The organism is Flavobacterium sp. B167r (genome assembly GCF_056824315.1).
In genome coordinates, this window is sequence record NZ_CP124859.1 from 3,957,809 (window position 1) to 3,983,181 (window position 25,373).

The 25,373-nt window shown below is 35.6% G+C and carries 19 protein-coding genes; 17 read left to right on the top strand and 2 right to left on the bottom strand.

From position 1 onward, the window contains the following. Positions 1 to 2: 2 nt before the first annotated feature. The 11 genes from QLQ96_RS17795 to QLQ96_RS17845 all read left to right on the top strand — a co-directional run bounded on the left by QLQ96_RS17795 (position 3) and on the right by QLQ96_RS17845 (position 16,246). Positions 3 to 6,344 (top strand): MBG domain-containing protein, encoded by a 6,342-nt coding sequence (locus QLQ96_RS17795; RefSeq protein ID WP_482492199.1) that lies wholly within the window; start codon positions 3 to 5, stop codon positions 6,342 to 6,344. A 29-nt stretch (positions 6,345 to 6,373) separates the two neighbouring features. Then, positions 6,374 to 7,687: an OmpA family protein gene (locus tag QLQ96_RS17800; RefSeq protein ID WP_482492201.1), complete on the top strand. Its 1,314-nt coding sequence runs from the start codon at positions 6,374 to 6,376 to the stop codon at positions 7,685 to 7,687. A gap of 323 nt (positions 7,688 to 8,010) precedes the next feature. Continuing rightward, positions 8,011 to 8,943, top strand: coding sequence for a quinolinate synthase NadA (gene nadA / locus QLQ96_RS17805; protein ID WP_482492202.1), 933 nt, complete (start codon positions 8,011 to 8,013; stop codon positions 8,941 to 8,943). Between the two features lie 11 nt (positions 8,944 to 8,954). Next, complete coding sequence (gene nadB, locus QLQ96_RS17810) at positions 8,955 to 10,487, top strand: L-aspartate oxidase (RefSeq protein ID WP_482492203.1); 1,533 nt, start codon at positions 8,955 to 8,957, stop codon at positions 10,485 to 10,487. A gap of 31 nt (positions 10,488 to 10,518) precedes the next feature. After that, positions 10,519 to 11,250, top strand: coding sequence for an iron-sulfur cluster repair di-iron protein (ric, locus tag QLQ96_RS17815; RefSeq protein ID WP_482492205.1), 732 nt, complete (start codon positions 10,519 to 10,521; stop codon positions 11,248 to 11,250). 14 nt (positions 11,251 to 11,264) lie between these two features. Then, positions 11,265 to 13,388 (top strand): ribonucleoside triphosphate reductase, encoded by a 2,124-nt coding sequence (locus QLQ96_RS17820; protein ID WP_482492206.1) that lies wholly within the window; start codon positions 11,265 to 11,267, stop codon positions 13,386 to 13,388. Beyond that, the gene (gene nrdD, locus QLQ96_RS17825; protein WP_379699840.1) at positions 13,369 to 13,536 is read left to right on the top strand and encodes an anaerobic ribonucleoside-triphosphate reductase; all 168 of its coding nucleotides are present in this window, start codon (positions 13,369 to 13,371) and stop codon (positions 13,534 to 13,536) included. Before QLQ96_RS17820 ends, nrdD begins: the two co-directional genes overlap by 20 nt. Beyond that, positions 13,490 to 14,206, top strand: a complete 717-nt coding sequence (locus QLQ96_RS17830) for an anaerobic ribonucleoside-triphosphate reductase activating protein (RefSeq protein WP_482492208.1) — start codon at positions 13,490 to 13,492, stop codon at positions 14,204 to 14,206. Before nrdD ends, QLQ96_RS17830 begins: the two co-directional genes overlap by 47 nt. A gap of 21 nt (positions 14,207 to 14,227) precedes the next feature. Then, the gene (locus QLQ96_RS17835; RefSeq protein WP_482492209.1) at positions 14,228 to 14,677 is read left to right on the top strand and encodes a copper resistance protein CopD; all 450 of its coding nucleotides are present in this window, start codon (positions 14,228 to 14,230) and stop codon (positions 14,675 to 14,677) included. 110 nt (positions 14,678 to 14,787) lie between these two features. Further along, positions 14,788 to 15,375 (top strand): TetR/AcrR family transcriptional regulator, encoded by a 588-nt coding sequence (locus QLQ96_RS17840; RefSeq protein WP_482492211.1) that lies wholly within the window; start codon positions 14,788 to 14,790, stop codon positions 15,373 to 15,375. Positions 15,376 to 15,436: 61 nt separating this feature from the next. Further along, on the top strand, positions 15,437 to 16,246 hold the full coding sequence (locus tag QLQ96_RS17845; protein ID WP_482492212.1) for an SDR family NAD(P)-dependent oxidoreductase: 810 nt from the start codon (positions 15,437 to 15,439) through the stop codon (positions 16,244 to 16,246). 247 nt (positions 16,247 to 16,493) lie between these two features. Here QLQ96_RS17845 and QLQ96_RS17850 read toward each other — a convergent pair whose 3' ends face one another. Further along, positions 16,494 to 17,225, bottom strand: a complete 732-nt coding sequence (locus QLQ96_RS17850) for a hypothetical protein (protein ID WP_482492214.1) — start codon at positions 17,223 to 17,225, stop codon at positions 16,494 to 16,496. A gap of 343 nt (positions 17,226 to 17,568) precedes the next feature. Here QLQ96_RS17850 and QLQ96_RS17855 point away from each other — a divergent pair, with 343 nt between their 5' ends. The 6 genes from QLQ96_RS17855 to QLQ96_RS17880 all read left to right on the top strand — a co-directional run bounded on the left by QLQ96_RS17855 (position 17,569) and on the right by QLQ96_RS17880 (position 24,643). Beyond that, a complete protein-coding gene (locus tag QLQ96_RS17855; RefSeq protein ID WP_482492216.1) occupies positions 17,569 to 18,471 on the top strand; it encodes a carbohydrate kinase family protein in 903 nt (300 codons plus the stop codon). 162 nt (positions 18,472 to 18,633) lie between these two features. Continuing rightward, positions 18,634 to 20,811 (top strand): HAD-IIB family hydrolase, encoded by a 2,178-nt coding sequence (locus QLQ96_RS17860; protein ID WP_482492218.1) that lies wholly within the window; start codon positions 18,634 to 18,636, stop codon positions 20,809 to 20,811. 126 nt (positions 20,812 to 20,937) lie between these two features. Next, complete coding sequence (locus QLQ96_RS17865; protein ID WP_482492220.1) at positions 20,938 to 22,470, top strand: glycoside hydrolase family protein; 1,533 nt, start codon at positions 20,938 to 20,940, stop codon at positions 22,468 to 22,470. An 11-nt stretch (positions 22,471 to 22,481) separates the two neighbouring features. Then, a complete protein-coding gene (locus tag QLQ96_RS17870; RefSeq protein ID WP_482492222.1) occupies positions 22,482 to 23,006 on the top strand; it encodes a PPC domain-containing DNA-binding protein in 525 nt (174 codons plus the stop codon). Between the two features lie 282 nt (positions 23,007 to 23,288). Further along, the gene (locus QLQ96_RS17875; RefSeq protein ID WP_482492224.1) at positions 23,289 to 23,879 is read left to right on the top strand and encodes a Crp/Fnr family transcriptional regulator; all 591 of its coding nucleotides are present in this window, start codon (positions 23,289 to 23,291) and stop codon (positions 23,877 to 23,879) included. A 74-nt stretch (positions 23,880 to 23,953) separates the two neighbouring features. Continuing rightward, positions 23,954 to 24,643: a CPBP family intramembrane glutamic endopeptidase gene (locus QLQ96_RS17880; RefSeq protein WP_482492226.1), complete on the top strand. Its 690-nt coding sequence runs from the start codon at positions 23,954 to 23,956 to the stop codon at positions 24,641 to 24,643. A gap of 249 nt (positions 24,644 to 24,892) precedes the next feature. On the opposite strand, the gene QLQ96_RS17885 is transcribed toward QLQ96_RS17880, so the two are convergent. After that, entirely contained in the window at positions 24,893 to 25,249 is a 357-nt protein-coding gene (locus QLQ96_RS17885; RefSeq protein WP_482492227.1) for a hypothetical protein, read from the bottom strand. Positions 25,250 to 25,373 lie beyond the last annotated feature (124 nt).

Genomic DNA, 25,373 nt, shown 5'->3' on the forward strand with positions numbered 1-25,373 from the left:
TTATGAAAAAAAAATTACTTTTATTTTTTACGTTCTTTTGCCTATTTGGTTTACATCAAAATATAAAAGGACAGACTTTAGGGCCTGGTGATATTGCTTTTATCGGCTTTGATACTGGAGGCCAAGATGGGTTCAGTTTTATTGCCCTAAAAGCTTTACCAGCTGGACAAATTGTATACTTTACTGAAGAAGGTTTATCTGTAAATGGCTGGATAGGAAGCAATGAACCACACATTAGATGGACAATTCCTCAGAATGTAACCGTAGGAACAATCATATCTGTGATCGAAACTGTAGCAAACAACAACACCTTTACTGCAACTGCAAGTGTAATTGGTGATGTGACAAGTAGTTTTGTAATTAATCCTACAGGGCCCGCTTACAACTTTAATCTATCTGCAGGGGACCAGATGCTAGCCTATCAAAGTGTTGGAAATGTAATGAGACCTACAATGACACCAGTATCAGTTCCGATACCAGACCCAGAACCGGTACAAACAAATATAACTTTTATAGCGGGTGTTCATGGCGATTACAATGATAATAATTATGATTCAGTTACACATTGGAATAATCCTGCTATAACAGCAAGTCTTGGTGGAGGAGAAAGTATAAAACCATGGGGATTAGAAAACGGAAAAAATTGTGTTTCATTATTTCCTGGGATTACAGAACCATCACAATTTTTTGCAAAATATACGGGTCCCTTAGTGGGTACTGCTACTGCTATAAGAACAAGCATTAATACGTACAGTAACTGGATTATTACAACGCCAACTTCTACACCTGCAGGCAGTCAAGGAATCTTACCTGTTAACTACACTACTCCAAATATAAGCCTTATTAGTGCTCCAACAGTAACCACAACAACTCCTGTAACAACTTTTGGAGCAATGTCTGCTACGTTAGGAGGCTCAAACGATAATGGTGGTGATACTGGTACTATAAATAGAGGAATTGTTTGGTCATTATCGACAAATCCTGTAATTGGTGGTCCTGGTGTAACACAAGTCACAGGAAATGTGGGAACTGGAAGTTTTACTGTTCCAGTCAATTCGCTTCCTTCTGGAGCAATGATACACTATAGAGCATATGCGCAAAATTCAGTAGGAATAGCTTACGGAAGTCCTGCCTCATTTACAACCAACGCTGCTCTATCTGCTACACAATCGCAGACAGTTGCTTGTAATGGCTCTAGTAACGCAACAGCTACAGTAACTCCTTCAGGTGGAAAATTACCTTACACTTATGTGTGGTCTAATGGTGCTACAACAGCTACAATAACAGGTTTAGCGGCGAACACTAATTATACTGTTTTAATAACTGATGGCGAAGGAACTTCGATTTCTAAAAGCTTTAATATAATTCAAAACCCAGCTATATTAGGCGGAATTAGCGTAACTAATGTTTCTTGCTTCGGAGGAAATAATGGTGCAATAGACCTTACTCCAAGTGGAGGAAGCGGATCTTACACCTACAATTGGAGTGGCGGAATAACAACTCAAGACAGAACCGGTCTTACAGCCGGCACTTATTCCGTTATCATTACCGACTCTAATGGATGCAGTCAAACAATAAATAATATTGTTGTTAATCAGCCGGCGGTAATTGGCGGATCAATATTAATAACTACTGTAGCATGTAATGGAGGTAATACTGGAGCCATAGATCTTACACCTGCAGGAGGAACTGGACCTTATACTTTCTTATGGAATGATGGAGTAACTACAACTGAAGATAGAACAGGACTTATGGCAGGTTTATACTCTGTTACGATTACCGATGCTAATTCTTGTTCTGGAACTATTAATAATATTCTAGTAACGCAACCTCCTGCAATTTCTACATCAGGAGTACTAAATCATATTGCTTGTTTTGGAGGAAATACAGGAAGTATAACTCTTACTCCAAGTGGCGGCACAGGAACTCTTACCTATTTATGGAATGATGGAGTGACTACACAAAACAGAACAGGACTAATTGCAGGTACATATAACCTAACAATTACTGATGCTAATACATGTTCAAAACCTTTTAGCTTTACTATTAATCAGCCTAATTCTCCGCTTGGAGGAAGTGTGACAGTAGGCAATGTTTCATGTAATGGTGAATCTACTGGCTCTATTGATCTTACCCCAACTGGAGGAACCTCTCCATATACATACAATTGGAATGGTGGAGCAACAACTCAAGATAGAACAGCACTTACTGCAGGAACTTATTCTGTCACAATAACAGATGCTAACGGATGTACTTTTCCTATAAGCAATATTGTTGTTGGTGAGCCTAACACAGTTTTGAGCGCATTAGCTGGAGGAGGTCAAACAGACGTGTCGTGTAATGGAGGCGGCAATGGTACTGCAACGGTTGCACCAACAGGAGGAACACCTACTTATACCTATTCTTGGGACACAAATCCCGTTCAAACAACTGCTACGGCAACAGGTCTTTCTGCAGGCACTTATACTGTAACAGTAACTGATGCTAATGGATGCCAAGCAACTAGAAGCTATACTATCGGGCAACCAGCTGCAGCTTTAAGCGCATTGACTGGAGGAGGTAAAACAGACGTATCATGTAGAGGAGGCAGTAATGGGTCGGCTACGGTTGCGCCAACTGGAGGAACTCCTGGTTATACTTATTCATGGGCACCTTCTGGAGGAACTGCAGCAACAGCAACAGGTCTTGCTGCGGGAGTTTACACCGTAACGGTAACAGATGCTAATGCATGTCAAGCATTTAGAACTTTCACTATAGGACAGCCAGCTTCGGTTTTAAACGTGTTAACTGGAGGAGGCAAAACGGACGTATCCTGCAATGGAGGCGCTAATGGGACTGCAACGGTTTCTCCAAACGGAGGAACTCCTAGTTACACTTATTCTTGGGATACAACTCCTACTCAAACAACTGCTACAGCAACAGGTCTTGCAGCGGGCACTTATACCGTAACGGTAACTGATGCTAATGCATGCCAAGCAACTAGAACTTTTACTATTGGACAGCCAATTGCGCCTTTAAGCGCATTAACTGGAGGAAGCCAGACAGATGTTTCCTGCAATGGAGGTGCTAATGGAACTGCTACAGTTGAACCAACTGGAGGAACTATTGGTTATACTTATTCTTGGTCGCCTTCTGGAGGAACTGCAGCGACAGCAACAGGTCTTGCAGCAGGCACTTATACCGTAACCGTAACCGATGCAAATGCTTGCCAAGCTACTAGAAGTTTTACTATTAACCAGCCAACAATTTTATCTGCTTCAAAATCATCTACAGATGCTCTTTGTAAAGGCAGTGCTACGGGATCAGCTACAGTGACTGCTACAGGAGGAACTGGCACATATACTTATATATGGAGCCCTTCTGGAGGAACTGCGTCAACAGCTACTGGATTAGCTACAGGAAATTACATCTGTACCATTACAGACGGTAATGGCTGTAGCCTTACTGAAAACTTCTTCATAGGTGAACCTTCAGAATTAACTGTAGGTGGTTCTACCACAAATGCAACCTGTTCAACTGGTGGTGATGCTACAGCTTCCCCATCTGGAGGTGTTGGAAGTTATACTTACTTATGGTCTCCAGGAAATGAAACAACCCAAACTATTACCAATCTTACGGCAGGAACTTATAGCTGTCTTGTTACAGATGGCAATGGATGTACTGCTTCTAGGACTTTTGCCATAACTACAACCAATACATTGATTGCGTCTACTTCGCAAACAGATTTACTATGTAATGGCGGAAATACGGGATCTGCCTCTGTAATACCATCAGGAGCATCTGGACCATTCACTTATGCTTGGTCACCTTCTGGAGGAAATAGTGATACAGCTACTAATCTTGCAGCAGGAAACTATTCCGTAACTATTACGTCTAATAATGGATGTTCTATTGTAAAAAACTTTACAATCAATGAACCTCCAGCACTTGTAATCACAAAAACTGGACAAACAAATGTCAGTTGTCATACTGGCGCTAACGGAACATTGTCTGTTAATGCAACTGGAGGAACTCCTGGTTATACTTATTCATGGGCACCTTCCGGAGGGACAGGCGCAACAGCATCAGGTCTTGCTGCTGGAACTTATGCTTTAACGGTAACAGATGCTAATGGTTGTTTTAAAACAGAAAGCTATACAATTACACAGCCAGATGCACTTATACCATCAATATCTAAAACTGATGTTTCTTGTAATGGAGGTTCAAACGGATCTGCAACCGTAAGCGTTACAGGAGGAACTGGAACATACACCTATTTATGGACACCTTCTGGAGGAACTGCTGCTACAGCATCAGGTCTTTCTACTGGAACTTATACGGTTACTGTAACAGATGCTAACTTATGTCAAGTTACAGAAAGCATAGTCATTGGACAACCTACTTTACTTGAAGCAACAATATCAAAAACAGATGTTTTATGTAATCAGGCAAATAATGGAACTGTAACAGTAATTCCTTCTGGAGGAGCTGAAAATTATACGTACTCTTGGTCTCCATCTGGAGCAACAACAGCAACAGTAACAGGATTAAGTCCAAACACCTATACCGTTACCGTTACAGATGCAAACGGATGTTTCGTAACAAAAACTATTCAAGTTATGGAGCCTCTTGCTCTTACTGCAACAGATTCTCATATAAATGTAACGTGCCATGACGGTAATGATGGTACTGCTTCAGTAGTCGCTACTGGAGGAACAGGCAATTATAGTTATTTATGGGCACCTTCTGGAGGAACTGCTGCAACAGCAACTGGTCTAAAATCAGGAACTTATACGGTAACTGTTACAGATCAAAATTTGTGTTCAGTTGTAAATACAATCGTTATCACAGAGCCTGATGCTTTAACTTTAACTGCAAGTGCTATAGACGTTTCATGTCATAACGGAAATAACGGATCGGCTACAGTTATCGCAACTGGCGGTACAGGTGCTTACTCCTACTCTTGGTTACCATCTGGCGCAAACACTGCTTCTGTAACTGGTCTAACAGCAGGAACTTATGTGGTAACCGTTACAGATGCCAACTCTTGCTCAGCTTCTATTGCTATTGATATATTGCAGCCTGCAAATCCTGTGGTTTTAAACACTTCGGCTGCAACTGGCATAACTGTAAGTGGCGCATCTTTATCTGGTTCTGCATCTTCTGACGGAATAAATACAGACAAAGGGCAATGTTTAACAGAAGTTGGTTTTGTCTACGCAATGCATGCAACTCCTACGACTGCAGATACTAAAATAAATGCTACTGCTACATTAGGAACATTTACAAGCACTTTATCAGGACTTAGAGGAAATAGAACGTACTACGTTAGAACTTATGCCATAAACAGCAACGGTTTTGTAAATTATGGAAATGAAATTAGCTTCACGACACCAAAATACATTCTTACTATAACTGCAGCCGCAGGAATTACTAAAGTATATGGCAGCGCTGATCCTATATTCAACTATACACCGCTAGGTTTTGCCAACGGAGATACATCTTCTATACTTAGCGGTCTGCTTTCTAGAGATGCTGGTGAAAATGTTGGAAAATATAACATTAAACTTGGAACAATCGACGCTGGTGCCGATTATACAATTCAGTTTACCGGTGCAGAATTTGAAATTACTAAAGCCAACCAAACGATTACTTGGAATCAAACTTTAGAATTTGGATGTCAAGATTCAAGCTCAGTAGCTTTAACTGCGACAGCAGATAGCGGATTGCCAATTTCGTACACTATTGCAAATGCAGCATTGGGTACAATTTCAGGAACTACTTTAAATATTACTGGATCAGGTAGCTCAACAATTACGGCTATACAAAATGGTGATCAAAATCATAATGCCGCAACATCCGTTGTTAAACCGATCGAAATAAGCCAATCTGGACTTGTTATACAGCAATGGGCAAATGTGCTTTTCTTTGATAACAAATCGAACAACTTTGTAGCTTGGCAATGGTATAAAAACGGAGTAGCTATTTCTGGCGCAACTCGCCAATATTACAGCGAACTTCTGCCTTTAAATGGTACTTATTATGTAATTTCAAAAGACAAAAACGGAAATTCAATCAAATCTTGTCCAATTGAAACTACTGGAACCATTTTTACTAAAAAGATCAAAATATATCCAAACCCAGTTAAACCTGGAAGTGAATTTACTTTAGAGTGTGATTTTAGCGAATCTCAATTAAGCGGTTCTGAGGTAGTCATTTACGACATTGCAGGGAGATTAGTCCAAACTATTCCAAATGTAAAAGCCAAAAATCAAATTACCGCACCATCACAAGTAGCCTTATATATTGTCGTTCTTAAGTTGGCTGATGGTCAGTTAAAAACAATCAACTTATTGGTTAAATAAAAATGAGATTTAATTTAAAATTACGAGCAATGAAAATTAAAACCACGATAGCCATACTACTACTGTTTAATGCCACTATAAAAGCACAGGAAATTAATGTTAAGATCAATGGAGGTCCGTCGGGGATTCTTTATGATAGCAATATCGGAGATAGCAAACTCAAATTTGGTGGAGGAATAGGTGTTGGATACACCTATTTCTTCAGCAGCCATTGGGGAGTTTTGACAGGAATTGATGTTATGTATAATCAAAATAGTTTTGAATTAAAAAACGGAAATACAATTTCAAGTTACGAAGTTGATGATCAAACTTCAGCATTTGAATATCAAGTAACTCCGACAAACTATAAAGAAGATCAGCATTTTATTTCTGTTGCAGTTCCACTTATGATGCAATACAGAACTTTTGTTTCACCAAATACTCAAGTGTATTTTGGATTTGGAGGAAAAATTCTATTTCCAGGAAAACAAACGGCAAAAGCTTCTGCTTCCGAATTGCAATTGAGTGGTTATTATCCAGATATGAATCTTACAGTTGACGATCTGCCTTCTCACGGATTTGGTAAAGTAACCAATTGGCAAGATAAAACAACAGTAAGCTTAGATCCTACTTTTCTTTTAAGTGTAGAAACGGGTCTTACTTTCAAACTAAAAGAGAAAACACAGCTTTACACTGGTTTATATCTCGATTACGGTTTGACTGAAATAGCAAAAGAAAATGCCAATCTTAACATCGTTGCTTACAATCCGACTGGATTAGATAATATCCAAGCAAATGGTACAAGCGGAAATAGAAAAATTGTTCAGGAAAGCCGTTATTTTTCTGCGGGAATCCAGCTGAAACTAGGTTTTATGCTAAGTAAAAATAAGCCAGAACCTGTACAGCAAAAAGCAGAAGCAGTAACTCAAACAGAAGCGCCTGTTCAGCAAGCACCTCCTGCACAGCAAAAAGTTGTTGAACCGACTCCTGCTAAAAAAGAACTGACGCCAGCTGAACGAACATTAGTTGAAAAACCTCTTATGTTCCAAAAAATCGGAAATACCAGCGTAACGCCAGAACTGGCTACAAGATTAGATGAAATCGCCAAAATTCTGAAATCGAATAATGATACAGATTTAAATATCACAGGATATACTTGCGATATAGGAACTGAATCTCGTAATCTCGAAATCGGAATGAAGAGAGCGCAAGCCGTTTCTGATTATTTACAGAATAAAGGAATTGAATCTAACCGTATGCATTTATTTTCAAAAGGAGAAAGCGAACCTTTAGTTCCCAACACTCCAGCCGAAAATAAACCTCTAAACAGAAGAGTTTCACTTACGCTGATAGACGCGAAATAAATTCTAAAAATTTCAAAAATTAAAGCCTGAAAAAAGAGATTAGTTCTCTTTTTTTAGGCTTTTTCTTTGGAACAAAAGCTTTAGAATATCTAAATAATACTTTTAAATAATCTGCATCTTCTACCCAAAATACTTAATCAAAAAACTCCTTCACCGCGTAATATAAAAAAATAAATATTTAACACTATGATTAGAATCATGTTTTAAAAAAAATGATGATAATACATTTACCCTATTAAAATTATATGCTAAAACAGATTTTAAAACAAGTTTAAATACCCTCAGCTTTAAACATTATCTAAGCCGAAAATTCAACAATTAATATGGACAAGAACTTTTTAGTACAGGAGATAATCCGATTGAAAAAAGAAAAAAATGCTGTGATCCTGGCTCATTATTATCAAGATGAGAATATTCAAGAAATAGCAGATTTTATCGGAGACAGTCTTGAATTGGCTAAAAAAACTCAAAACACAAATGCCGATATCATTGTTTTTGCTGGAGTTCATTTTATGGCAGAAACAGCAAAAATTTTAAACCCAAATAAAAAAGTTGTTCTACCCGATTGGAATGCTGGCTGTTCTCTTGCAGATGGCTGTCCTCCAAAAGATTTCAAATTATTTAAAGAACAGCATCCCGATCACGTTGTGGTCACATACATCAATTGTTCTGCTGAAATAAAAGCCATGAGCGACTTAGTTTGCACTTCGGCGAATGCCAAAAAAATAATTGAATCTATTCCTGTAGAACTAAAAATAATATTTGCGCCAGATGAAAATTTAGGCAAATATCTTCAAAAAGAAACCAAGCGCGAACTCGTCTTATGGAAAGGCTCATGCGTTGTGCACGAAGCCTTTTCATTAGACAAACTAATTGAGATATACAACAAAAATCCTACTGCAAAAATTGCAGCACACCCTGAATCTGAAAGTCATATTTTAAAAGCAGCACATTACATTGGCTCGACTTCGGGAATTATTAATTTCATTAAAACGGATCCTACTGCCGTTTTCATTGTGGCCACAGAAGCCGGTATCCTACATGAGCTTGCAAAAGCAGTGCCTGATAAAACGCTGATTCCGGCTCCTACCACAGAAGACAACAGCTGTTCCTGCAGCGAATGTGCTTTTATGAAAATGAATACACTCGAAAAACTGTATTTGTGCCTTAAAAATGAAAGCCCAGAAATGCTGGTTACAGAAGAACTGAGAACAGAAGCGCTAAAACCTATAAAAAGAATGCTTGAACTCTCATAAAAAACGCAACAATGCTAAATCAAAATAACATGCTTAAAACAGATATATTGATCATAGGTTCTGGTATTTCAGGATTATTTTTTGCCATGAAAACGGCAAAAAAACGTCCAGATTTATCGATTGTTATAATGACGAAAGAAACTGCCAAAAATACCAACACACGACTGGCTCAAGGCGGTATTGCGGTAGTTACAGACCATTTAAAAGACAGTTTTAATAAACACATACATGATACGCTTCGTTCTGGAGGAGGTTTGTGTGATAAAGAAGTTGTTGAGATGGTTATTAAACAAGCTCCCGAAAGGCTTCAGGAATTAATCGAAATTGGAACTTCTTTTGACAAAGATGAAAAAGGCCAATGGGATTTAGGTCTCGAAGGCGGACATTCTCAACATAGAATATTACATCATAAAGATAGCTCCGGACAAGAAATTGAGAGCAAATTGCTCAAAATTATTAAAAAGATGCCCAATATTGAACTTTTAGAAAATCATATGGTCATTGACATAAATGCCGAAACAAAAAAAGCTAAAACTACTTGTACCGGAGTTTTCTTTTATGAAAAAAAACACAATCGCATCAAATACATGAGAACGCGAACTATCGTTTTAAGCACTGGAGGATGCGGACAACTTTTTGAAAACACGACAAACCCAAAAATCGCAACGGGCGACGGATTGGTAATGGCAGCGCGTGCAGGAGCAGAAATTGCAGAGATGGAATACATTCAGTTTCATCCAACAGCTTTATTTACAGGAAAAGAAAATCCGTTGTTTTTGATTTCAGAGGCTGTGAGAGGTTTTGGCGCTCATATTGTAAACGAAGAAGAGAAAAGATTTTTATTTAAATATGATATCAGAGGTGAATTGGCAACAAGAGACATGGTGTCAAATGCTATCAGCAAAGAACTTCAACTGAGCGGAAAAGATCATGTTTACTTGGATTGCAGACATCTGGATGCACGCAAATTTTATGCTCATTTTCCAGTAATTGCAGCTCATTGCAATGAATTGGGAATAAAACCTGAAAAAGACTTGATTCCAGTTGTTCCTGCTGCTCATTATCAATGTGGCGGAATTAAAGTAGATTTAAATGGAGTGACTAATATTAAAAACCTCTATGCAATTGGCGAATGCGCTAGAACTGGACTTCATGGAAAAAATCGTCTCGCATCAAACTCACTTCTTGAAGCTTTAGTATTTGCTCATCAAGCTTCAGAGAATGTTGATCGAACTATTGCTGAGTTTGTTTTTTCATCCAAAATATTAATTCCGAAGTTTCCAAAAGCAGAGCAAACCGATGATTATCATTCTTTTGAAATACTAAAAAAAGAATTGCAAAAATTGGTGACTTCATTTTACACAAGCGAAGAACGCGATTCAGATTTCGCTTTCGAGAAAATTAAATCATTGCATAATGATGCCGTTTCGCTTACAGAAACACATGAAATCACTATTCCGTTTATAGAATTTTCGAATATGATCGCAACCTCATTGCTTATTATCAAACAATGTAAAGCCGCGCCAAACAAACAAATGTGCTGAAACCAAAGTTAATTTATACATCCCCTACACTATGAAACTAACAAGCAAAACCACAATTGGTGAAATCGTAGCAGACGATTTCAAAACAGCAGCCATTTTTACAAAATTCAATATCGATTTTTGCTGCAAAGGTCATCGAACAATCGAAGAAGTCTGTAAAAAAAGAGATATTGAAGAAAGTGTTCTTATTGAGCATATTGAAAAAGCAAGAAGCAGTTCTGCCAACCAGTCTTTCGATTATAAAACCTGGACAGCAGACATGATTGCAGATTATATCACAAAAATCCATCATAAATATGTTGAAGAAAAATCGCCCATTATTCTTCAATACTTAAATAAATTATGCGGTGTTCACGGTGCGATTCATCCTGAGCTTCATGAGATTCATACTATTTTTTCAAAATCGTATTTAGATCTAACAGCTCATATGAAAAGAGAAGAGTTGGTTGTTTTTCCTTTTATTAAAAAAATGAAAATCGCACACAGTAAAGGTCAAGAGCTGGAAACACCGCCTTTTTTATCTATTGAAACCCCAATTGCAACATTAAAAGACGATCATGTTACCGAAGGAGAACGCTTTAAAAGAATTGCGGCTTTAACCAACAATTACACCCCTCCTATTGAATCTTGCAATACGTACAAAGCCGCTTTTGCCATGCTCGAAGAATTTGATAAAGATTTGAAAAAGCATATTCATTTGGAAAACAACATTTTATTTCCAAAAGCAATCGAACTTGAAAAAACATTTGAAAAAGTGTCATAAATTAAAAAAATACCATGGAGAAATATGTAATCAAACGCAACGGAGATTATAAGCCTTTTGAAGCTTATAAGATTCAGGATGCCATTCAAAAAGCCTTTCAAAGCGTCAATCAACCTATAGATCAGAGAATTTTCAAAACTGTTCTTTCTGATCTTGAGGTAAAATTTTCGTGGCCTGTAGAAGAAATTCAGGACATGATTGAAAGAGCGCTTTTTGAGAAAGGCTATTTCCAGGCCATGCGTTCGTTTATAATTTATCGTCACACGAGAAAATTACAGCGAGAACATATTAATGGTTTAAACGACGACACGACATATATTGACAGTACACAAACTGTCGAAGAATACATCAATCAATCGGATTGGAGAATTAATGCCAATGCCAATATTTCGTATTCAAACGCTGGGTTAGTCAGCAATACCGCAGGAAAAGTGATTGCCAATTATTGGCTTGACAAAATATATAACAAAGAAGAAGGTTCTGCTCATAGGAATGGCGACATACACATCCATGATTTGGATTGTCTTACCGGATACTGCGCTGGTTGGAGCCTGCGTGTGCTATTAAATGAAGGTTTTAATGGCGTGCGCGGCCGTGTCGAGAGCAGACCTCCTTCTCATTTTAGAGAAGCTTTAGGTCAAATGGCTAATTTTCTGGGAATTTTGCAAAGCGAATGGGCAGGCGCTCAAGCTTTCAGTTCTTTTGATACGTATTTGGCTCCTTATGTTTTTAAAGATCAGCTTTCTTATGAAGAAGTTTTAAAAGGAATCAGAAGTTTTGTTTACAATCTGAATGTGCCAGCACGTTGGGGTCAATCGCCTTTTACGAATATCACTTTAGATTGGAATGTTCCAGAGGATTTAAAAGAACAGATTCCAACACGAAATGATCTTCATTTGTTCTCGAATATTAAAAATGAAAATCTGATTTTAGAAGCCCTAAACAGAGGCGTTAAAAAACTAATAGATTTAAAATATGGAGATTTTCAAAAGGAAATGAATCTCATTAATAAAGCCTATTACACAATTATGACTGAAGGAGATGCAAACGGACAGCCATTTACATTTCCGATTCCGACAGTAAATATTACAGAAGATTTTGACTGGAAAGGAGAAAATGTCGATTTATTATTTGAAAATACAGCTAAAATAGGTTCCTCTTATTTTCAGAATTTTATTGGAAGCCAATATATTTTGGATGAAAATGGAAATCGTGTCGAAAATCCAGAAGCTTACAAACCAAACGCCGTTCGAAGCATGTGCTGCCGTTTGCAACTCGATTTAAGAGAGTTATTAAAACGAGGAAATGGTCTTTTTGGAAGTGCAGAAATGACAGGAAGCATCGGCGTTGTAACCATAAATATGGCACGTTTGGGATATTTGCACAAAGGAAACATTATCAATCTGTTTGAGCATTTAGATGAATTGCTTCTAATAGCCAAATCGACTTTAGAGAAAAAAAGAATCTTTATTCAGGAAATGTACGACCGCGGACTTTATCCTTACACGCAACGCTATTTGAAGCATTTTAGAAATCATTTTTCGACTATCGGTGTAAACGGAATGAACGAAATGGTTTTGAATTTTTCTGAAGGAAAACAAAATATTACATGCAGTTCTGGAATTCATTTCGCCACAGAAATTCTAGATCATATTCGATTGCGAATGAAGGAATTTCAAGAAGAAACGGGAAATCTTTACAATCTAGAAGCAACTCCTGCCGAAGGAACAACCTATCGTTTTGCGAAAGAAGATAAGAAACGTTTTCCTGAGATTATGCAAGCGGGACAAAACGAGAATATTTACTATACGAATAGTTCACAAATTCCGGTCGATCATACCGACGATCCTTTTGAAGCCTTATTGCTTCAAGATGAATTACAATGCAAATATACTGGCGGTACAGTTTTGCATCTTTACATGAGAGAAAAAATAAGCAGCCCAGAAGCCTGTAAAAGCTTCGTAAAAAAAGTTTTAACCAGCTTTAAACTGCCATACATAACTGTAACACCAATTTTCAGCATCTGCCCTATTCATGGCTACTTAAACGGTGAACATGAATATTGTCCAAAATGCGACGAAATTTTACTCAAAAAAAACAATCAAAAACACTTGGCTTATGAGAACGAAAACGCTTAAAATTCTAGAAGAAAAAAAATCCCAAAGAAGTAAATGTTTGGTTTATACGCGTGTAATGGGATATCACAGACCTGTAGAAAGTTTTAATATTGGAAAAAAAGGTGAACACCAACAACGCACACATTTCGAAGAAACCATTATCTATTAAAGGAATATTTAGCCTCACGCCTTTTACTTTATTAGATTATCCGCATAAAACAGCTTGCATAGTGTGGTTTGCGGGCTGTAACATGCGGTGTTTATACTGCTACAATCCTGATATTGTTTTAGGAAAAGGAAAAATTGATTTTAATGAAGTTCTTTCTTTCCTAAAAACTAGACAAGGATTATTAGACGGAGTGGTTTTAAGCGGTGGCGAATGCACTTTACACAAAAATATAATTGATTTTATAAAAGAAATCAAAGCAATGGGATTTGCGGTTAAAATAGATACCAACGGTTCCGATCCTAAAATATTAAATAGCCTGATTCATAACCAATTAATTGATTATGTTGCGTTAGATTTCAAAAGTCTTCCTCATACCTTTAAACACCTAACGCAATCAGGCTTATTTTCTGAATTTGAAGAAAGTCTTTCGCTTTTAATTCAATCGAATATTCCGTTTGAGGTTCGAACGACTTTTCATTCTTCCTTAATTTCTGAAAATGATTTTGTGAAGATGATTGAATATTTAGAAACAAAGAATTTTGAAGGAAATTATTATGTACAGCTTTTTATGAATAATGTGCCAACACTCTCAAAACTAGACGATTCGGATAAAGAAATAAGTCTTAAAGATTTTTCAACTCCAAAAATAAAAGTTATTTTTAGGGAGTAATAACTTCAAAATGAATGTTATATGACTTTACATCATTGTGTACTAATAATTCATCTTTTAGCGGCAACAATCTGGGTTGGCGGTCATTTACTTTTGGCAATTTGTTATCTTCCAACAGCATTAAAGAAGAAAGATCCTCAGATTATTTTAAATTTTGAAAAGAAATTTGAAACACTCGGAATGTCGTCTCTTGCTCTACTTATTATTACAGGAATCTGGATGGCATATGATTTTGGTGTAAAAGCAGAAACTTGGTTTCATTTTTCAAGCGGATTTGAAACAGTAGTTTCACTAAAATTGATTTTACTTTTTTGTACTTTCATTTGTGCAATCTGCGCACAATTTTATGTTATTCCAAACCTTAATAAATATAATCTGTATCGAATTGCCATAATAATTTTAACGGTTACTTCCATTGGAGTTGCCATGCTTATTCTAGGATCTACCCTGCGTTATGGCGGAATTGATTGATTTTAGATATAATTTAATTTACTAAAAATCAAAATATTAAAAAATAATATCTCAAAAATTTGTATAAATGACCAATCGGTCATATATTTGCATCGTAAATATGACCTATCATGACAAAAGGTGAAGAAACCAGACAATTTATTATAGAAAAAGCCGCTCCTATTTTTAATACAAAAGGAATCGCTGCAACTTCTATGAGCGATATTATGGAGGCAACCAAATTGTCTAAAGGAAGCATGTATGTTCATTTTGAAAACAAAGATGTTTTGGCCTGCGCCGCTGTAGATCATAATATGAAAATATTGAGCAATAAAATTCAGGCTGAACTTTCTCAAGGAAAAAGTGCTGCAGAACAGTTATTTGCTTATATCGATTTTTTTAGCAATCCGATAAATCCGCCGCTTATTGGTGGCTGTCCTTTATTGAATTTCGGAACAGAAGCAGACGATACAAATCCGATTGTAAAGGAAAAAGTAAATAATGCCATTAAACGAGGACAGCAGCTTTTGACTTCAATCATAGAAAAAGGAATCATAAATAAAGAGTTCGATCCAAAATGGAATGCAACCGAATTTTCGACTGTTCTTTTTGCTATGTTAGAAGGCGGGCATTTGATGTCTAGAATGTCTGGAAACAATGACAATATGAAAACAATAGTGCAAACACTTAAAAAAAATATATCCGAAAAAAAGATATAATTTTTTTTATATAAAATATGACCGATTGGTCATTTATTAAATAATTATAAAAACAATTACCATGTCAAAAACAATTTTAATTACAGGAGCTTCAAAAGGATTTGGAAGAACTTGGGCAGAAGCATTTTTAGCTAAAGGATATAACGTAGCCGCAACAGCTAGAAATCTTGAAACTTTAAACGACCTTAAAGAAAAATACGGAAACACTATTCTACCTTTAAAATTAGATGTAAACAACCGCCAAGAATCTCTTGAAGTGATTCAGAAAGTAAATGATCATTTTGGAAGAATTGATGTTTTGATTAACAATGCAGGTTATGCACTTACAGGTGCCGTTGAGGAAGCAAGCGAGCAAGAAGCGAGAGAGCAATTTGAAACCAATTTCTTTGGAACTTTATGGTTATCGCAAGCAGTATTGCCAATCATGAGAGAGCAAAAAAGCGGTCATATTATTCAGGTTTCGTCTATCTTAGGATTAGCAACTTTACCAACTGCAATGGGACTTTACAGCGCTTCTAAATTTGCTGTTGAAGGTTTTAGCGAAACATTAGCATCAGAAGTAAAACAATTCGGAATTAATGTAACTTTATTAGAACCAAACGGTTATGCGTCTAATATCTGGCACACTGGAATTACAAGTGAAAGTTTACCTTATTATGACGAAATCAAGAAAGCATTAGCAGAAAGAGAAAACATATTTGGAAAAGTAGAAGCAACAGCTCCAGCAATTGTAAACTTAGTAGAAAATGAAAATCCACCGTTACGATTATTACTAGGAAAAATAGCGTTTCCTTTCGTAAAACAAAGCTACGAGCAAAGATTAGAAAACTGGGAAAAATGGAACGATGTTTCGGTTGAAGCACACGGTTAATTCATTTTCAATATAATCTAACTCAATTTGGTTTAATCTAAATCAAACATAGCCCAAGGTTTCAACCTTACGGACACGAAAGGAAAAATTCTCAATTCGTTCCCAAGGTTGAAACCTTGGGCTATGTTTATTTAGAAAACCAAAAAAAAGCTGTTTATATTCAGCTTTTTTCACCTTAGCATCTTAACATCTTAGAATCTTAGAAACTTAGAATCTTAGCATCTCAGAACCTCAGAACCTCAAAAAATCAAAAACTCCCAAAAGCATTCCGATATTTATCCATTACCGTTTTGAATAAATCTTTATTTGAAGGAGGCGAAAGCACAATTGCTCTCGAACCAGAATTTATTGATTCTTGAATGCTTTCTAAATTTTTACCTCCAGTTGCCATTATAGGAAAATCTGGAAATTTATCTGTAATCTCTTTTACAATTTTACTGGTGTGTGCGCCTCCAGAGACATGAAAAACATCAACACCTGCATCAATTTTTCCTTTTAGAAAATTATAATCGGATGAAGTAACGGTTGATATAATCGGTATGGCTATTTTTTCTCTTATTTTTTTAATGTCTTTATTTTCAAAAGGAATATTGACAATGATTCCATGCGCGCCCATTTGCTCTGCATAAATTGCCATTTCCAGCGATTTCTTTCCCTTTGTTGTTCCGCCTCCAACGCCGCATACAATAGGTTTTCCAGCAAAATCAATTAGCGTTTTGATTATTTTTGGTGAAGGTGGAAAAGGATAAACCGCCAAAATCGCATCGGCATCATTATTTTCTATAAGTGCCATATCCGTAGAAAAAAGAAACGATTTTAAATTTTCATTTTTCAATAGCAACCCCTGACAGTTTTTACCAATTATTTCTGGCGTTGTAAGCGCTTTGTTAACGGGTTTGTTTCTTCGAAATAATCTTTCCCAAAACGAAGTTTTCTTTTTGCTTCCCCAAAATGATTCTGAAATTAAATTGATTTCCATGGTCGTAATTTTTGTATTATAACCAAATTTAGAATATTGAATTTTACTTTTTTTATAAAATAAGAGCGAAAAATTATATTTTGTAATGAGTTGGGGAAAATTTGTAGTGAAATTTAAAAAAGACCGATGATTTTAAAAAATTATATTCCAATCTGTTCACTTTGACAAACAAAATAATTATCCAATAAACAAATATAAATTAGAAATTTAGAACTTTACAAAGTGAACAGATTGTTATGATTTTTAGAATTGGGTTGCAGAAACGGTTATTCTTTTCTATTTTTATGAAATCGTGAGAAACTCTAATCACTCGATTTAATATTTAAAATAAGAGAAAATTAAAATGAGCAACGACAAAAAACTAAAAGCTGTCGCTTTCGGAGAAGTACTTTGGGATATTTTTGGCAATGAAAAGAAAATTGGTGGAGCACCTTTAAATGTGGCACTTCGCATGAAAGCCCTAGGCGTTGATTCTAATATGATTAGCTGTGTAGGAAATAATGCCGATGGAGAAGCAATTATAAACGAAGTCAACAAACTAGGTTTAGAAACAAAAACTATTTTAAAGTCTGATGATTTCCCAACAGGATTGGTAAACGTAACATTAGACGAAAGCAAATCGGCTACTTACGAAATTCTTTATCCTTCTGCTTGGGACAAAATTATTCTAAACGAAGAAGCTAGAGAATTAGTCGTAAACTCAGATGTTCTAATATACGGAAGTTTGGTTTGCAGAGATGAGGTTTCTAGAGCAGCATTAGAAGAATTGTTGCATCACACACATACATATAAAGTTTTTGATGTCAATCTTCGAAAACCGCATTATGATTACGAAATTCTACAGCACTTGATGCAATCCGCTAATTTTATCAAATTTAATGATGAAGAATTAACTGAAATTAGTACTGCCCTTGATTCTCCTTACAGCACTTTAGAAGAAAACATGAATTTCATTTGTTCTTTAACCAATGCTACAGCGATTTGTGTGACAAGAGGTAAAGACGGCGCTTTGTTATTATGGGATAAGCATCTTTATGAAAATGAAGGTTATACCGTAAAAGTTGAAGATACTGTTGGTGCCGGAGATTCATTTTTAGGCGCTTTGGTCACTTCGCTCTTAAACGGAAAAGAACCGCAAGCAGCCTTAAATTTTGCCTGTGCCACGGGGGCTTTAGTCGCCGGGTCTGCGGGTGGAAATCCAGAAATTTCAATCTTAGATATTGAAAATCTGATCAACAAAAATTAAAAGAAAAAACTACAGCCTGATTCAAAAAATCAGGCTTTTTTTATACTTACCACATACCATTTCCCCTTGTAAACATGGGAAATATGTAAATTTAAAATGTAATTATTTCTTCCTAATCGATACAGGCGGTGTAAATTGCATTTTCAAAATAATTAATGAAGAATGATGAAAAAATTACGAATTTCACTTATCAATATACACGGCCTTTTGAAGGGTTCTGGTCTCGAAATTGGTCGAGATGCTGACAACGGAGGTCAGACTAAATACATATACGAATTAGCAGAATTTTTATCACAGCATGAAGATGTAGAACACGTTCATATTTTTACAAGATTAATAGATGATCCTGCTCTTTCGCCAGAATATGCGGTGCCTGTTGAAATTATAAATGAAAAACTGGACATAAGACGAATTCCGTTTTTAGGAAAAAAATACCGAGCAAAAGAACAGCTTTGGGAAGGTCTTGACACTTTTGTGAACGGCGCAATGCAGCATATTAAACAACACAACATTTTTCCAGATTGGATTCATTCGCATTATGCTGATGCGGGTTATGCCGCCGCCGAATTATCAGCTGTTTTAAATATTCCTTTCGCACATACGGGACATTCTTTAGGGTTTTACAAAAAGAAAAAACTCATCGAAAGCGGAGAAAATGAAGAAGAATTAGAGAAAAAATTCAAGTTTAAAGCCAGAATTGCTGCTGAAGAAAAAACCTTAGAATTAGCAGAATTTATCGTTACTTCTACCGAACAGGAAATTGAAACCTACAAAGTTTATAAAAACTTCGAACTAGGAAAATACCACGCAATTTCTCCTGGAATTGACACCAGAAAATTTGTTCCTTATTATTATCAGGAAAATGATTCGGATAAACATATGGAAGAAGCGCAACGAAAATATTGGGTTGCCGAAACAATTTCTAAATTCTTAACCAACCCGCATAAACCTATTATTCTGGCACTTTCGAGACCTGACCGCCACAAAAACTTGAACACTTTAATTGAAGTTTACGGAAAAGACAAAGAGCTTCAAAGCATCGCCAATTTGGTCATTTTTGCCGGTATTCGAAAAGATATTGCGAAAATGCCCGAATCTGAAAAGAACGTTTTAACCGATTTGCTTCTTTTGATGGATAAATACGATTTGTACGGAAAAATGGCAATTCCGAAGAAACATGATGTTGAAAATGAAGTCTCGATTATCTACCGTTATGCCGCAGAAAAAAGAGGCGTTTTTGTGAATTTAGCATTACATGAAAACTTCGGCTTGACCGTTATCGAATCTGCTAGTTCTGGACTTCCTGTTGTGGTGACAAAAAATGGCGGGCCTTCAGAAATTATTCCGGTTTGCCAAAATGGAGAATTAGTAAATCCGCAAGAAGAAAGTGAAATTAAAAAAGCCCTTCGAAATATTTTAACTGATGAAAATCAATGGAAATATTATTCGAATAATGGAGCGATTAATATTCAGAAATATTACAGCTGGATTAGCCACGTCAATCAGTATGTGGATTTAATCAATGAAAATCTCTCCGTTTCTTCGGCTGGGATTAAAAAACAGCATTATCCAAATATCAATATTAGCCGTTTAAAACGAAAAATCGATCACTTATTGGTTTCCGATATTGACGGAACTTTAATTGAACCAAAACTGGCTAATCCAGGTTTGAAAGAACTCAAAACTCATTTGATCAATCGTACAGATAAAATGGCTTTTGCAATGGCTTCTGGCCGAAACTTAGCTTTAGTCAAAAAAGTAATCGACGAAGAAGAATTTCCTCTACCCGACTTTATTATTTGTTCAGTCGGAACTGAAATATATTACACAAATGGAAAGGATTATATTTTGGATAAAGGATGGGCAAAATTCCTTTCTGGAAGATGGAAAAGAGAAGAAATTGTTAATAAACTTAAAGAGATTAAATGGATTAAATTACAGGAAGAGGAAGCTCAAAATCCGTATAAAATCTCCTATTACTATGATAAAGAGCAATACAATCATGACGAATTAATCGCTGTTTTAGGAACGGGCTGGTACAAAGTCAATATTATTCCGAGTCATGGTCAGTTTTTGGACTTTATTCCCAAAAGAGCTTCGAAAGGAAATGCAATCAAGTTTTTATGCCGAAAATGGTCGATTCCGTTAGGAAACGTAATTGCTGCGGGAGATTCTGGAAATGATGTTGATATGTTTAGAGGTCCAGTAAAAGGAATTATCGTTGGAAACCGAAGCGCCGAACTTGCCGATTATGAAACTACAAAAGGTATTTATGTCGCCAAAAATTCAGCCTCAGAAGGAATTTTAGAAGGACTGAAATATTATAAAATCATTAAATAAAAAAAGCCACGAATTGCACGAATTTTCACGAATTCAAAATTTGTGTGAATTAGTGAAATTGCTTCGCCTATTCGCTATCGCTCGGGTCGTGGCAAAAAAAATATACAATCATTAAATAAGTAATAAATGTATTCAGGTTCAGGATTTAGCAATTGGGAAATTGGAGATGTTGATGTATTTATAGATGAAAAAGGAATTCATCATTTATTTCATTTAATCATCCCTAATCACGATTATATTGCACATGCAGTTTCAAAAGATGGTCTTTCGTGGAAAAGAGTAAAAAATGCCCTATTTGTAGGCGATCCAGGAGAATGGGACGATGATATGTTATGGACAATGCATGTCAGTAAAAAATCGGATGGCGAAGGTTATGAAATGTATTATACCGGACTTAAACGCCAAGATAAAGGAATTGAACAAAAAGTGGGAAGAGCCGTTTCAACGGATTTGCTTACTTGGAAAAAAGAGAATTTGTACGGACTTCCTTTTAAAAGTGAGGCGCCGCATTACGAAGGTAAAAATAACAATCCCAGAGAATGGATTAGTTTTCGAGACCCGTTTAAATATCAATATAAAAACGAAGATTATTTGCTGATTTGTGCTAGAAGTGCCTCTGGACCAACTTATAGAAGAGGTTGTATTGGCGTTGCCAAAAGAGAAAAAGAAGGTTATGTATTGCAAAAACCTCTACATATTCCGTATGTGTACGATGATGTAGAATGTCCTTGTGTCTTTGAAATGAAAGGAACTCATTATTTATTGGGATCAATTCGGGAAGATATTAAAGTCCGTTATTGGTCTTCAAATGAATTTAGGGGTGAATATTCCGCTTTTCATAATAATGTATTGCTCCCGCAGGGAAATTATGCTGCAAGGGTCGTAAAAGACGGCAAACATTTTCTGGTCTATAATTTCTATTTCGCAGACGGAAACGTTAATACACATCGCGTTATTCCGCCACCAAAAGAATTAGATGTAGATAAAAGCGGTAGGCTTAAACTGAAAAGCTACTATTACTGGCAAAAATTGTATCAGAAGACAATTCATCAGAAAGATTTGCCACAACCTATGCCAATCTTAGGAAATCCTACTGCCGAATTTGTTTTGGAAAATGAAAGCAAATGGCGTTTTGGATGCCGCAGCGGTTATGAAATTTACGGATTCGAAAAACCTTCAAATGATTTTGTTTGGGAAGGAACGCTTTCTGTAGAAGGAATGGGAAAAACGGGTTTTGTAATTGAATGTGATAAAGAAGGAACGGGATATTACATTTCAATCGATTTTATGAATGGTTTCGTGCAATTTAGAGCTTGGGGATTTAATGAAAAGGATGTCAAAAACAATTTTATCTTTGAAAATATCCAAACTAACCAATTTGAAATTGGAGAAGAAAAACAGATTTATTTTAAGATAATCCGATACGGAAATTATTATGAGCTATCAATAAATGATTTCGTAAAACTGACTTTACTTGACTTTAAATACAACGAAGGAAAAGTAGGAATCTATGTTTGCTCTGCCGTAATTTCGATAAGCGATTCGAAAATTCATGTTATACCAGAACCTGAAAACGAATATGCGGCTTCAGATCCTGAAAAATACAACGAAGATTATAATAGAATGATGCAGATTGATACTCGTACAAACATCAATTAATTTATGTATTTATGAAAATAGAAATCAAAAAAATAACATATTTAGCATTACTTTGTCTGGCTTTTAATTTTTCTCAGGCCCAGCAAAAAAATGATGCTGAAAAATGCCGTTACACCAAAACACCTCAAGGTTATCTGATGGTTCTTCGCGAAGGCGATAATGTTTTAGAACAAATCGAAAAACTGGCCAAAGAACAAAATATTCCTTCAGCAAACTTTACTGGAATTGGTTTTGCACAAGACGCCACTTTCGGGTTTTATGATTTTAGCCAAAAGAAATTTCATCCCAAAACTTTCAATAAAGTCGAAATGGGAAGTATTACAGGATCTATTGCCTGGAGCGGAGAAAAACCTTCTATACATATGCACGGCTTAGCAACCGATGACAAATTTGATGCTTACGGCGGTCATATTTTAGGATTGAAAGTTGGAACTGGTTCTATGGAAATTTATATCACAGTAAATCCTGAAAAACTAGAAAGAAAAGTAGAACAACCGTTGAATGCTAATGTTTTACAATTGCCTTGTTTGAAATAAATTTTTACTCACGCAATTATTAAATTTAAACACATAGAAACATAGTTTTATATTGTGTATAAAGGCGTTTCACTCACATCAATACAATAGCACTCTAAGTGGTAAACTTCGTCAAAGTGACACAAAACTATCTGTTAGAAACTAGTTTCTTTTTGTACTCTTTTCCAAATCAGAAATTCTATGTTTCTATGTGTTTAAAAAACTAAAGCAACAATCAATACAGTTGTTTTTATTTTGAAAGATAAAACTTATATTGGCATTCCAAACTGATACTTTTATAAAATGCCACAAAGTCCTTCTCCAGAAGATGTAAAACGAGTTTTCGAGAATTATTTTACTGCCGATATGAATGTCTGGAAAGGATTTTCGGAGAAAATAAAAGTCCGTGAATTTGATAAATCTGAAATCATAAAAGATTATCACGGCGTCGAAAAATATCTCAACATCATTATAAAAGGCTCAGCTGGATTATTTGTTTGGGATGGCAAAAGAGACATTTGCATCAATTTGCTTTACGAGAATAGCTTTATAAGCGATTATATGTCTTTTTTAAACCAAAAACCATCTGTTATTAAGACCGAAGCTTTAGAAGATTTGGTACTTTGGTCGATTTCACATCAAGATTTAAATGAATTATACCAAAGATCTGAAACAGGTTTGCGAATCGGAAAAGCCATTTCTGAAATGCTTTATGTACGCAAACAGCAGGAACAGATTAATCTATTGACGCTTTCTCCGCAAGAACGTTATCTAAAACTGATTGAAGGGCGTCCAGAAATATTTCAAAGAACACCATTAAAAATCATCGCTTCTTATTTGGGATTAACAGCAGAAAGTTTAAGCCGAATTCGAAAAAGAGTTATGGAAAAATGATTTCTTACCCAAAGTCAATTTTATTTTCATTTTGGCTCACTAAGTTTGCTTCACTAAACCAAACAAAATAACCGATGAAAAATAAAATCAACTTTGGAGCCATTATAGTTTATTATGCAATTGCAATTATCTGTAGATATGTTGCCGTAAAAACTGATTTGCTGGCAGGAATCGAAAACGAATATTTAAAAATATTACTTCGCGGTGTTGGACCGGCGATTGGTGCTTTTGCTGCAATTAAAATCTTTTCACTTTCAAATCCGCTTTCATTAAAAGGAATATATAAAACGGCACTTATTCCATTCGCAATTTATTGGATAATTCCTGCCGTTTTAATCGCTGGAGTTTATTATGTAACGTTGGGTAAATTTCCAATCTTATTAATGTTTACCATTTTAGTTTACGGACTTTTAGAAGAAATTGGCTGGCGTGGTTTTTTACAAGAGCAATTAAAATCGCTTCCTAAATTTACTTCAATCTTGATTATTGCAGTTCTTTGGTTTGTGTGGCATTTAAATTTCGAAATCACTTCAAGCAATCTACTTTTCTTCGGAATCCTCTTCTTAGGAAGTTGGGGAATCGGAAAAGTATACACGAGTACAGGTTCATTATTAGCCGTTGCGGGCTTTCATTCTCTAAATAATTTCTTTGTGAAAGGAGTTCATCAAACAGAACTTATTTTAATCGTGGTTTTACTAGTAATATGGATTGGTTTTATTATTCTTTATAACAGAAAATATAAAGTTATAGCAAATCCAGCTTAACTGATAAGGTTTAATTTTTTTATTTTTTAAACAATATTAAATTTTTTAAACACATAGAAACATAGTTTTATATTGCGTATAAAGGCGTTTAACTTGCATCAATTCACATAGACTGGAGATCCTAATCTTCGTCAAAGTTACTCGCAAAGCTATGTGTTAGAAACTAGTTTCTTTCTCTTCCCTATTTTTAAAGTAAAAAAAAATCTATCTCTATGTGTTTAAAATTAATTTTTCAATTTAAAAACAATTCTAATTTAATCTTTCTGTAGTTTCCATTCTTAAACAATGTTCGCTTCCCAAATACAACGGATCTCCATGTTTCTCAGACCAAAATCCGTCTAAAATATCTTTTGTAATGCATCTGTAAACGGCAACGCCTTTGTAGGTTTTATTGTCATCGCCTTTGTAACTGAAATTGATTACCAGAATATTATCTTTAAAAAAACCTGTGCCCTTTTGTTTATGCGAATTGATAACCCAATCTGCTTTAATTCGATTATTTTGATCTAAAGTTAGAGTCAAAACACCTTTGTACGTTATCTCATTGCTCTCGTCCTGGTTGCTTCCCGAAACGGAATAAGTGCCTACTAAATCTTGTATTGTCATTTATTTAACGCGCTATTTTTCTGCAAAAATAAAAATTATCTTTTAAATGAATTTCCTCCAATTTTTCTAATCAAAACTCATTATAATCTTTTAAGATAAAAATTGAAATTTTGTTAATTTCTTA

What these genes read in the sequence shown, in the direction of transcription:
- ric (WP_482492205.1), top strand. Translation starts at nt 10,519, where the DNA reads ATGAAACTAACAAGCAAAACCACAATTGGTGAAATCGTAGCAGACGAT.
- QLQ96_RS17870 (WP_482492222.1), top strand. Translation starts at nt 22,482, where the DNA reads ATGAAAATAGAAATCAAAAAAATAACATATTTAGCATTACTTTGTCTG.
- QLQ96_RS17795 (WP_482492199.1), top strand. Translation starts at nt 3, where the DNA reads ATGAAAAAAAAATTACTTTTATTTTTTACGTTCTTTTGCCTATTTGGT.
- QLQ96_RS17885 (WP_482492227.1), bottom strand. Translation starts at nt 25,249, where the DNA reads ATGACAATACAAGATTTAGTAGGCACTTATTCCGTTTCGGGAAGCAAC.
- QLQ96_RS17855 (WP_482492216.1), top strand. Translation starts at nt 17,569, where the DNA reads ATGAGCAACGACAAAAAACTAAAAGCTGTCGCTTTCGGAGAAGTACTT.
- QLQ96_RS17865 (WP_482492220.1), top strand. Translation starts at nt 20,938, where the DNA reads ATGTATTCAGGTTCAGGATTTAGCAATTGGGAAATTGGAGATGTTGAT.
- QLQ96_RS17860 (WP_482492218.1), top strand. Translation starts at nt 18,634, where the DNA reads ATGATGAAAAAATTACGAATTTCACTTATCAATATACACGGCCTTTTG.
- QLQ96_RS17850 (WP_482492214.1), bottom strand. Translation starts at nt 17,225, where the DNA reads ATGGAAATCAATTTAATTTCAGAATCATTTTGGGGAAGCAAAAAGAAA.
- QLQ96_RS17845 (WP_482492212.1), top strand. Translation starts at nt 15,437, where the DNA reads ATGTCAAAAACAATTTTAATTACAGGAGCTTCAAAAGGATTTGGAAGA.
- nadA (WP_482492202.1), top strand. Translation starts at nt 8,011, where the DNA reads ATGGACAAGAACTTTTTAGTACAGGAGATAATCCGATTGAAAAAAGAA.
- QLQ96_RS17820 (WP_482492206.1), top strand. Translation starts at nt 11,265, where the DNA reads ATGGAGAAATATGTAATCAAACGCAACGGAGATTATAAGCCTTTTGAA.
- QLQ96_RS17875 (WP_482492224.1), top strand. Translation starts at nt 23,289, where the DNA reads ATGCCACAAAGTCCTTCTCCAGAAGATGTAAAACGAGTTTTCGAGAAT.
- QLQ96_RS17800 (WP_482492201.1), top strand. Translation starts at nt 6,374, where the DNA reads ATGAAAATTAAAACCACGATAGCCATACTACTACTGTTTAATGCCACT.
- QLQ96_RS17840 (WP_482492211.1), top strand. Translation starts at nt 14,788, where the DNA reads ATGACAAAAGGTGAAGAAACCAGACAATTTATTATAGAAAAAGCCGCT.
- QLQ96_RS17835 (WP_482492209.1), top strand. Translation starts at nt 14,228, where the DNA reads ATGACTTTACATCATTGTGTACTAATAATTCATCTTTTAGCGGCAACA.
- QLQ96_RS17880 (WP_482492226.1), top strand. Translation starts at nt 23,954, where the DNA reads ATGAAAAATAAAATCAACTTTGGAGCCATTATAGTTTATTATGCAATT.
- nrdD (WP_379699840.1), top strand. Translation starts at nt 13,369, where the DNA reads ATGAGAACGAAAACGCTTAAAATTCTAGAAGAAAAAAAATCCCAAAGA.
- nadB (WP_482492203.1), top strand. Translation starts at nt 8,955, where the DNA reads ATGCTAAATCAAAATAACATGCTTAAAACAGATATATTGATCATAGGT.